Here is a 9,883-nt window from a genome sequence, read left to right as displayed (position 1 = left end):
CCGCCCGCCGCGAGCGCGCGGCGGGCGGCGCGGTGGGGTCAGGAGAGAGTTATGTCGCGGTAGTAGTAGCGCAGGATCTCCTGGTAGTTCCTGCCCGCGTTCGCGAGGTCACGCGAGCCGTACTGGGACATCCAGTCTCCGGTGACCCAGCCACCGCACGCGGTGGTGGTCGCGCAGTAGTGCGCCCTCAGGATGTAGCCGCTCCGGGTCATCTTGATCGACCAGGTGCTGTCCACCGCGGCGGACGTCGACGCCACCGCCGTCGACGGCTTGTAGACCTGGTCGCCGGTGTCGTCACGGACGTCGTAGCACTGCCCGCCGGGGGTCTTCCGGGTCGAGTGCAGCGCCCAGTACCAGGCGTAGCTCTTGACGGCTACGGCACCGGCCTCCAGCGAGGCCTTCGGCCAGCTGGTGATCCACTCGTTCGGAAGCACGTTCTTGACGTACGTCTTGAAGTCGACCCGGTCGACTCGCCCGAGACCGACCCGGTAGACGAGGATGGTGCTCGGGAGCTTGCTGTTGGTGCCGTCGGTGCTGCAACCGGTCGACCCGCCCGTGCCCAGCAGCTGGTGCGAGGCGTTGTTGTTCTTCAGCGTGGCGTTGAGGTTGCCCTTCGCCCCGGCCGCGAAGTCCTGGGTCGCGCCACCGAAGTTGCTGTTGTAGTAGACCCGCACGGTCTTGCTGGTGCGGTTCCACACCGACGCGGCGTTGTTCTTCACGCACAGACCCATGCCGTTGCCCGCGCCCTTGAACTCGTAGCAGGACGGCTGGGTCGTGCCGTAGTCCTCGACCGACTCGACGAAGTCCGAGACGGAACCGGCGTTGTCGCTGTTGTAGTAGTAGCAGAACTCGCCACTGTCGCAGGTCCCGTCCCGGGCCGCCGCCGACGCGGGTGAGGCGACGCTCAGCATGGAAGTGGTCATGGCGAGCGCGGCGCCCACGGCGGCAAGGCTCTTGCGGATGCTCATCGTGTCCTTTCCCGGACATCGGTCGATGGTGGGTGGCTCGGTTCGGTCGCTGGTCCCTGCCCGCGCCGGTACTGCTCCCAGGTCTCGATCGGGATTCGGAAACCGTCGTCAGGAATCGCCGAGCATGTAGGAGGGTATCGAATATTTAGGCGAATATCGATGTAGAGAATGACCGAACCTGGCGCGCCGATCCGGCAGATTTCGCCTTCCCCCAACCGAAACCGCAGCTCAGAGCGGGTACGGCGAGCTCGGAGAGCGATCCGGCAGGGCTTGAGGCGAGCCAGCGGTCGACGTCGGAGCGGCGGTGCCGCCCGGGCGCGGACGGAGCCGGTCCCCCACTTTCGTCAGGGGCGGTCGTCGCCGATCGACGGCAGTGCCGGACCCGGCCGGACACCTAGCGTCGACGCGTCAACGGCACATCGACCGGGAGCAAGATGATCACATTGCGCGGGCTGACGAAACGCTTCGGCGCGACGACAGCCGTCGACAACCTGACCCTGGACCTCGCCCCGGGCCGGGTCACCGGGTTCCTCGGCCCGAACGGCGCGGGGAAGTCCACCACCATGCGCATGATCCTCGGGCTGGACCGGCCCACCGCCGGCGAGGCGCTCGTCGGCGGCCGGCGGTACGAGACGCTGCGGCACCCGCTCCGCGAGGTCGGCGCGCTGCTCGACGCGAAGGCCGTACACCCGGGGCGGAGCGCCCGCAAGCACCTGCTCGCGATGGCCCGCAGCAACGGCATCCCCGCCCGCCGGGTCGACGAGGTGCTGGCCACCGTGGGCCTGAGCGACGTCGCCGGCAAGCGGGCCGGCGCCTACTCCCTCGGCATGGGCCAGCGCCTCGGCATCGCCGGCGCCCTGCTCGGCGACCCGGGGGTGCTGATGTTCGACGAGCCGGTCAACGGGCTCGACCCGGACGGGGTGCGCTGGGTCCGTCAACTCATGCGGTCCCTGGCGGCCGAGGGCCGGACCGTCTTCGTCTCCAGCCATCTGATGAGCGAGATGCAGCTCACCGCCGACCGACTCGTGGTGGTCGGCAGGGGCCGGCTCATCGCCGACGCCCCGATCGCCGAGGTCATCGAGGGCAGCTCGTCGACCGTTGTGCTGGTGCGCGGCCCGCGCCGGGCCGACCTGGCGGAGCTGCGGCGCCGGCTGGTCGCGGCGGGCAGCGAGGTCGGGCAGGAGGACGACGGCGCGCTCGTCGTCACCGGCGCCGGCATCGAGCAGGTCGGCGACCTGGCGTACGAGGCCGGCGTACGCCTGCACGAGCTGAGCGTGCGCGAGGCGTCGCTGGAGCAGGCGTACCTGGAACTGACCGCCGGCGACGTCGAGTACGGCGCGCCGACCACCACCGGATCGGGAGCGCGGGCATGACGACGAGCACGACACACCCGCCCGCCGTCGGCCGCTCGGCCCGGCGCGGCGGCGGCCTGACCGGCGCGATCGCCAGCGAGTGGACCAAGCTCTGGTCGGTGCGCTCGATCTGGTGGAGCCTGCTCGCGAGCGCCCTGCTGATGGCGGCGGCGGCCGGGCAGGAGGCCATCTACGTGGTCAACGAGAACGCCGAGCCCCGGGCCGGGGCCGCTCCGGGGGTGGTCGGTGTCGGCACGGTCGCGATCAGCGCCGTCCTCCTGGCGCAGTTCACGGTCTCCGCCATGGCGATGCTGGTGATCACCGCCGAGTACGCGACCGGCACGATCCGGCCCGCCCTGCAGTGGACCCCGTCGCGGGGGCGGCTGCTGCTGGCCAAGACCGCCGTGGTCGCCGGGGTCACGTTCGTGGTGGGCGCGCTGCTCGGGGTGCTGGGTGCCGTGGTCGCCGACCCGGTGCTCGGCGAGTGGGGCCGGTTCCGGGTCGCGGAGACCGCCGGCGACGTGCTGGCGGTGGCCGCGTACCTGTCCCTGATCGGCGTCTTCACCCTGGGGCTGGGGGCGGTGCTGCGCAGCGCGGTAGGCACGTTGACCACCGTCTTCATGGTGCTCATGGTGGTGCCGATCTCGCTCGGCGCCCTCGACGTCGAGTTCGTCGACCGGCTCGTCGACGGGCTGCCGGGGATCGCCGGGCAGCACTTCATGAACGGCGACGGCGCTCCGTACCCGCCGGCGGCCGGCCTCGCCCTGCTCGCCGCGTGGGCCCTCGCGGCGCTGCTCGCGGGTTACGCCTCGATGCGGTCGCGCGACGCCTGACCGTACGCGCGCCGGGATCGGCTCGTCAGTGGTGAGCTGACGGCTGGCAGCGGTGGGCGGGCCGCACGCCCGAGGTGCCCGTGGCGGCACCCGCCCCGCCCGCCGCTGCCGGGCCCGGTGCCGGCGGGCCGCTCACGGGATCACCTTGACGATGACCGGCGTGCCCTCGGGAACGTTCCGCAGCGCGAGGGAGATCTCCCTGCCGAGTTCGCGGTTCGTCCAGGTGTCCATCGGCCGGAGATTGTCGTACGTGTCCGTGCCGTCCAGCTGGAGTTCCTGGATGTGGTCCGGGTCGTAACCCACTCCGGCGGCCCGGGGCGAACCCTTGCCGGCGTAGAGGCGCTCGACCACTCGCTTGTTGGCGAGGTACTTGTTCGTCTCCGGCGTGCCCGTGTCCTGGGTCAGGCGGCCGCCCTTGGTCAGGCGCCGGATCATCCGGTCCCGGTAGATGTTGGTGCGGGTGCGCCGCTTGCCGGTCGACGGGTCGTAGACCTTGTTGCTGTCGCGGTCCGGCGCGGCCTTCTTCAGCCTGCCCTCCCGGCCGAGCCGGGCGAGGTCCCGCGCCTTGCGGTCGAAGTCGCGCCTGTCGAAGTCCGGCCGGTTACGCAGCACCAGCACCGCCGGCTCGTCGGGCCTGGTGCCGGCGGCCTTGGCGGCGTGGAACACGCCGGCGTTCGCCAGCGCGGCCGACCCGGATCGGGGTGTTGGCGCCGGCGCCGGCGCGTGCGGCGATCCGACCGGGGCGCCGGCCGGTTCTCCGGTCGAGGCCCCGCCCTGACCGTCACCGGGGGTGCCGTCGCCCGCCGGAACGCCCGCGATGGTGTTGATGAGTTGCGGAAGCAGGACCGCGAGCAGGACGGGACCGAGGACGCCGGCGCCGGCCAGCACGGCGGCCGCGGCGAGGCCGACGGCGGGAAGCTTGCCGTAGCAGCCGGTCAGGGCGTCACCCATCCCGCCGCAGTCGATGGGTACGCCGTCGGCCAGGACGTGGAGAAGCACGGCTGCCCCCGGTTCCGGGTGTCGTTGTCGGCCTGGAATATATTTGCATGGATCGTCGTCGGGCCGGGTCACGGTCACCCGGATTGATGGAGGGTGCCGATGACAGACCGTCCTGAGCCGGCGGAGGCCCGCACGCCGGTCCTCGCGATGCGGCTGCTCGGTCTGGTCGCGGCGGTCGTTCTCCTCGCCGCGGCGGTCGTCTCCGCCGTGTCCTGGCCGACCACCCCGCAGCGCTCGACCCCGCTGCCGATCCGGTTCCACGCGTACGATCCCGCGACCGGCCGCGTTTCGCGGACCCCGCAGTCGCGATTCGAGAGCGGGCAGGTCACCCCGGCCGCCACCGTCGATGCCGAAACGGTCGAGACGGGTCCCCGGGAAGCCGTGCGGGCCACCTGGCACGACGCGACCGGCTACCAGACCAACAGCGTCGACCTGTCGGATCTCGGCGAACTCCGGGCCAACCCGGTGCCGCTGAGCGCCACCTCCGCCGCGCCACCCGGCGACTACCAGTTCGTGCTGGCCGCAGTCGAGGACGGCAGGGTCACCGAGGTGCTCGCCTGGGCGCACGTGAAGATCGAGCGATGACCGGGGAGGACTCCTCGCCACGGCAGCCGTCCGTGCTCCCGCCGCCGGCCGACCCGGCCGCGTCGACCGAAGCCGCCGCACAGCCGGCCGAGTCCGCCGAGCACCCAGAGGCCTCCGTCACACAGCCGGACGAGTCCGCCGAGCACCCGGAGGCAGCGCCTCGCCGGTGGCCACCCCGACCCGGACCCGCAGCCGCGGCGTGCCGGGCAGCGGACGCTGGTCGAGGGCCCCCTGGATCTCCAGCGCCGCCCGCACCGCCCGGTACGCGTCGAACCCGTCGGACCCGCGGGCCCCGAACAACGCCATGACCGCGTCGCCGACGTACTTCTCGACCACCCCGTGCCACCGGCGCAGCACCCCGGCGACGGTGTCGAAGTAGGCCCGCTGCAACGCGCGTACGTCCTCCGGGTCGAGCCGGTCGACGAGCGCGGTGGACCCGACGATGTCCGCGAAGAGGACGGTGACCGTGCGTCTCTCCTCCGGCACCGGCCAGCCCGCCGGGGTGACGCGCTGCGGACCAGCGGGAATGGTGGGCATGGGCATCGGCATCGCACCTGCCTTTCCCCCCGTTGGCTGACGACGCCTCGGACACTGTCACCTGCCGGCCGACGGGGGATCTGCAGAACGACGTATGTCGGCCATCCGCAACGTTTGGTCGCAATGTCGACGCGAGGAGTACCACAGGGGCGAAAGACCCGTAGAACGGTAGGGGACGGGTGACTAGGCTGCGTGCCATGGCCAGCGATGTGGACACCGTGCCGCTCGTCGGCCGCGCCGACATCGTGACGACGGTACGCTCCGCGCTGCTCGACGAGGTCGCGCAGGGGCACACCGCCGCCGTCTTCCTCACCGGCGAGAGCGGCGTGGGCAAGACCCGGCTGCTGCGCGAGGTCAGCGCCCGGCTGCGCGACGCGGGCGCCCGGGTGCTCACCGGGTCCTGTCTGGACATCGGCGACGCGTCGCCGCTGCACCCGCTGCTGCAGGCGCTGCGCCGCCTCGACGCCGAGCTGACCGGCTCCCACGCCCGGACGTCCTCGGCGGTACGCGGCCTGCTGCAGATGTTCGCCGACGAGACCGCCGGCCCGGACGGCGCCGGGGCGCTGCTGGAGCGGGTCTCCCGGGGGCTGCACCTGATCGCCGAGGGGCGCCCGCTCGTGCTCGTCCTGGACGACCTCCAGTGGGTCGACCGCAGCACCCGCCAGCTGCTGCTCTATCTGCTCGCCGGCCTCGGCGACCTCCAGCTCTCCGTGCTGGCCGCGGTGCGGGCCGAGTCGCTGCAGGGCGCGCACCCGCTGCGCCGGGTGCTCACGGAGCTGCGCCGGCTGCGTAGCGTGCGGGTGCTCGACCTGGGCCCGCTCGACCGGGCCGGCACCGACCGGCTCGCCGCCGCCGTGGTCGGCCGGCCGCTGACGCCGGAGGCGGCGGAGCTGGTGTGGCAGCGCAGCGGCGGCAACCCGTTCGTGGTGGAGGAGCTCGCCCGCGACCTGCGCGAGGGCCGCGACGGGCTCTCCGACACGCTGCGCGAGATCTTCCTGGCCCGGGTCGACGCGCTGCCGCAGCCCGCGCACGCCGTGGTGCACGCGGTGGCGGCCGGCGTCGAGCCGGTGGAGCACTGGCTGCTGGCGCGGGTGACGCGGCTGCCCGAGGACGAGCTGATCGAGGCGGTCCGCGCCGCCGTGGCACACCGCCTGCTGGTCGGCGCGGACGAGGGCTACCGGCTGCGGCACCGGCTGGTCGCCGAGGTGCTGGAGCACGAGCTGCTGCCCGCCGAGCGCGCGGCCCTGCACCGCCGCTACGCCGAGGCGCTCACCTCGGCCCCGGCGGAGCTGCACCAGGCCCGCCTGGCGCACCACTGGCGGCTGGCCGGCGAGCCGGGGCGGGCGCTGCCGGCGGCCATGGCGGCGGCCCGCGAGGCCGAGCGGCTGCACGGCTGGGCCGAGGCGCACCGGCACTGGTCGGCGGCGTTGCAGCTGGCCGGCTCGCCCGGCGTGGGTCCGCTGGACGTCGACCGGGTGACGTTGCTGGAGCACGCCGCCGAGGCCGCCCACCACTGCGGCGAGCACGCCCGCGCGCTGGCCCTGCTAGAGGAGCTGGCCGACACCGACCGGCCCGCCTGCGCGCTGCACATCCGGCGGGCCCGCTACCTGGCCGCGGCCGGCCGGTCGGCGCCGGCCGAGGCGGAATACCAGCGAGCCCTGCGGGCTGCCGACTGCACGCCCCGCGAGCGGGCGACGGCCGCCGCGCACCTGGCGGAGCTGCTGCTGCACCTCGGCCGGTACGCCGACGCCGGCCGGCGGGCCCGGGAGGCGCTGGAGCTGTCCGCCGCGGTCGAGGGCTCCACGTCCGAGGTGGTGCTGGCCAGCGCGGCGCTCGGCTTCTCCGAGGCGTACCTGGAGGACCCGGACGCGGGGCTGGCGGTGATGCGCCGCGCGCTGGCGACCGCCGAGCGCTCCGGCCGCCCCGAGGACGTGGCGTGCGCCTACCTGCACCTGGCCGAGCTGCTGACCGGGCCGCTGAACGTCCTGGAGGAGGGCGTCGTCGTGGCCCGCCGGGGCGCCGAGCGCGTCGCCGAGCTGGGCCTGGGCCGCACGTACGAGACCCGGTTGCTGGCCATCGCCACCAACGGGCTGTTCCGCGTCGGCCAGTGGGCGGAGGCGGAGAAGGTCGTCGCGGCGGCGCTGCGGCACCGTCCCTCCGGCGCGGACGCGGTCGAGCTGCTGCTGGCCCGTTGCCGGCTGTCGGTGGGCTACGGCGACATCGAGGCCGCCGACCGCGACCTGGACGCGGTGGCGACCGTGCTCGCCGGCGGCGGGGCGCGGCACGTGATCCCGCTGCTGACGCTGCGGGCGGGGCTGGCCATGTGGCAGGGCCGGCACGACCTGGCCCGGCAGGCGGTGCAGCGCGGCCTGACCGAGAGCCGCTCCGACGACGTGGGCATCCTCGCGGCGCTGGTGTGGCACGGCCTGCGGGCCGAGGCGGAGGCGCACGCCAGCCGGACGATCGCGGTGGACGAGACCGCGGTGCGCCGGCTGCGGGAGGTCGCCGACCGGGTCGCCCGCAAGAGCGAGCACGCCGCCCGCCCGGTGCGCGACGTGGTGGACGGCTTCCTGGCGCTCTGCGCCGCCGAGGTGAGCCGCCTCGACGGCAGCGACCCGGAGCTGTGGGCCCGCTCGGTGACCGAGTGGGACCGGCGCCACCACCCCTACCCGGCGGCCTACTCCCGGCTGCGTCAGGCCGAGGCCCTGCTGTCCCGCCGCAGTCGCAGCGCCACCGCGGCCAAGCTGCTGCGGCAGGCGTACCAGGTGGCGCAGGGGCTCGGCGCGGTGCCGTTGACCTCGGAGATCCGCACCGTCGCGGGCCGGGCGCGGGTGTCGCTGGAGGAGCGCCCGGCCGCCGGCGCGCCGGCCGCCGGCGCCGGCGGGGACGAGCTGGGGGCGCTGACCGCCCGCGAGCGGGAGGTGCTGGCCGCCGTCGCCGAGGGGCTGACGAACCGGGAGATTGGCCAGCGGCTGTTCATCAGCGAGCGGACCATCGGCGTGCACGTCTCGCACATCTTCGACAAGCTCCAGGTCCGCACCCGGGTGCAGGCCAGCGCCATCTTCCTGCGTAACCGGGCCGGCTGACGCGCGCGTACGGATACGTCGTTCTACTGATCCGGCCGCCCGTCGTCGGCTGGCAGAGTGTGCGACGTCGCCGACGGCACGGGGTGCCCGGGAACACTGTGGAGGAGAGATGACGGAACCGGTGTGGGGGCCCGTGCATCGGGACGTCGTCGACCTGCTCTCCGACCACCCCGCCGACGTGCCGGCGGTCGTCGACCACCTCGCCAAGCTCCAGGACCTGCTGGTCCGGCTGCCTCCGCTGGAGGCGAGCTGTCCGCTGGCCGACTTCAACCGGCTCTACCTGACGATCACGGAGAGCGTGCTGAACGGGCTCTACGACGACCGGTTCGCCGACCCGGTGTTCCTGTCCCGGCTGGACGTGGAGTTCGCCGCCCGCTACTTCGACGCGATGCGGCTGTGGACCGACTCCAGCCCGGGCACGCCGAAGGCGTGGACGTGCCTGTTCCTGCGGATGCGCGGTCCGGACGCCCGCCCGCTGCCGTCGGCGGCGGCGGGGGTGAACGCGCACATCAACTTCGACCTGCCGTTCGCGTTGGTGACCACGTTCGACAGCCTGGAGTCGGAGCCGGTCGACGGCACCGACCAGCACCGCGACTACCTCGAGATCAACAAGATCTTCGCCGACAAGATCCCCGGCCTGCGGCGCGGCTACCTGGAGCGCTGGCAGCTGCTCATCGACATGCTCAACGGCGACATCGACGACTGGTACCAGGGGGAACTGGTCGAGTACACGCGCGACGTCGCCTGGCGCAACGCGCAGAAGATCTGGCGGTGCCGGCACGATCCGGCCGCCCACGAGTGCGAGCGCGCGCGGCTGGACGACACCGCCGCCGCGCTCGGCCGGCTGCTGCTCTCGCCCCTCGGGGCGTTCCTGCAGTAGCCGGGACGGGGGGTCCCCGCGCTGCGCACCGGCAACCAGGCGGAGCGCGGGGACGCGTCCCGGGCCGTCGTCGCGAGGCGCGCGGGCCGGCCGGCCCGGGGGGGGGTGTCGGCCGGTCCGCACCGGGTACGCCGGCGCCATGACCCACGCCGCCGACGCGCGCCGGTTCGCGTTCCGCTTCGATCCGGTCTTCCGCCCCGCGCTGGCGCTGCTCGGCGTCCGCCCGGAGACGGCCTGGGTGCGCGTCGACGCGGCGGAGGTGGTGGTCCGGTTCGGCCCGTGGCGGCTGCGTACCGCCCGGCGCAACGTGACCGGCGCCGAGCGGGGCGGGCCGTACCGCTGGTGGCGGGCGGTGGGGCCGCACCTCTCGCTGGCCGACGCCGGCGTCACCTTCGGCAGCAGCACGGCGGCGGGGCTCTGCCTCCGCTTCGCCGAGCCGGTGCCCGCCCTGCTGCCCGGCGGCTGGCTCCGGCACCCGGGCGCGACCGTGACCGTCGCCGACCCGGCCGCGCTGGCCGCGGCGCTGCGCCCGCCGGAGCTGTCGGCCTGAGTCGTCCGCGACGCCGGCCCCCGGGTACCAGGGCTCGCGGCGCTGTCGGGCTGAGTCGTCGGCGACGTCAAGCCGTCCCGGGCGCAAGGGCTC

General features: G+C 74.1%; 9 protein-coding genes. 6 read left to right on the top strand and 3 right to left on the bottom strand.

Features of this window, described 5'->3' with window-relative positions:
- Positions 1 to 38 precede the first annotated feature (38 nt).
- Complete coding sequence (locus tag ACWENR_RS17275; RefSeq protein WP_452277988.1) at positions 39 to 968, bottom strand: SpoIID/LytB domain-containing protein; 930 nt, start codon at positions 966 to 968, stop codon at positions 39 to 41.
- Between the two features lie 434 nt (positions 969 to 1,402).
- Here ACWENR_RS17275 and ACWENR_RS17270 point away from each other — a divergent pair, with 434 nt between their 5' ends.
- Positions 1,403 to 2,341 (top strand): ABC transporter ATP-binding protein, encoded by a 939-nt coding sequence (locus ACWENR_RS17270; protein WP_452277987.1) that lies wholly within the window; start codon positions 1,403 to 1,405, stop codon positions 2,339 to 2,341.
- Positions 2,338 to 3,153, top strand: a complete 816-nt coding sequence (locus ACWENR_RS17265; protein ID WP_452277986.1) for an ABC transporter permease — start codon at positions 2,338 to 2,340, stop codon at positions 3,151 to 3,153. The genes ACWENR_RS17270 and ACWENR_RS17265 overlap by 4 nt, the downstream gene beginning before the upstream one ends.
- Before the next feature lie 132 nt (positions 3,154 to 3,285).
- On the opposite strand, the gene ACWENR_RS17260 is transcribed toward ACWENR_RS17265, so the two are convergent.
- The gene (locus ACWENR_RS17260) at positions 3,286 to 4,152 is read right to left on the bottom strand and encodes a hypothetical protein (protein ID WP_452277985.1); all 867 of its coding nucleotides are present in this window, start codon (positions 4,150 to 4,152) and stop codon (positions 3,286 to 3,288) included.
- A gap of 99 nt (positions 4,153 to 4,251) precedes the next feature.
- Here ACWENR_RS17260 and ACWENR_RS17255 point away from each other — a divergent pair, with 99 nt between their 5' ends.
- Entirely contained in the window at positions 4,252 to 4,737 is a 486-nt protein-coding gene (locus ACWENR_RS17255) for a hypothetical protein (RefSeq protein WP_452277984.1), read from the top strand.
- A 117-nt stretch (positions 4,738 to 4,854) separates the two neighbouring features.
- Here ACWENR_RS17255 and ACWENR_RS17250 read toward each other — a convergent pair whose 3' ends face one another.
- Positions 4,855 to 5,280: an adenylate/guanylate cyclase domain-containing protein gene (locus ACWENR_RS17250; RefSeq protein WP_452277983.1), complete on the bottom strand. Its 426-nt coding sequence runs from the start codon at positions 5,278 to 5,280 to the stop codon at positions 4,855 to 4,857.
- 191 nt (positions 5,281 to 5,471) lie between these two features.
- Here ACWENR_RS17250 and ACWENR_RS17245 point away from each other — a divergent pair, with 191 nt between their 5' ends.
- The 3 genes from ACWENR_RS17245 (at position 5,472) to ACWENR_RS17235 (ending at position 9,790) form a co-directional block, all read left to right on the top strand.
- Positions 5,472 to 8,360 carry a helix-turn-helix transcriptional regulator gene (locus tag ACWENR_RS17245; RefSeq protein WP_452277982.1) on the top strand — a complete coding sequence of 963 codons (2,889 nt, stop codon included), beginning with the start codon at positions 5,472 to 5,474 and terminating at the stop codon, positions 8,358 to 8,360.
- A gap of 109 nt (positions 8,361 to 8,469) precedes the next feature.
- Entirely contained in the window at positions 8,470 to 9,240 is a 771-nt protein-coding gene (locus tag ACWENR_RS17240) for a DUF5995 family protein (protein WP_452277981.1), read from the top strand.
- 139 nt (positions 9,241 to 9,379) lie between these two features.
- Complete coding sequence (locus tag ACWENR_RS17235) at positions 9,380 to 9,790, top strand: hypothetical protein (RefSeq protein ID WP_452277980.1); 411 nt, start codon at positions 9,380 to 9,382, stop codon at positions 9,788 to 9,790.
- The last annotated feature ends 93 nt before the right edge of the window (positions 9,791 to 9,883 follow it).

The sequence above is a fragment of the Micromonospora sp. NPDC004336 genome (assembly GCF_053602615.1).
This window is presented reverse-complemented; position numbering and strand designations above follow the sequence as displayed.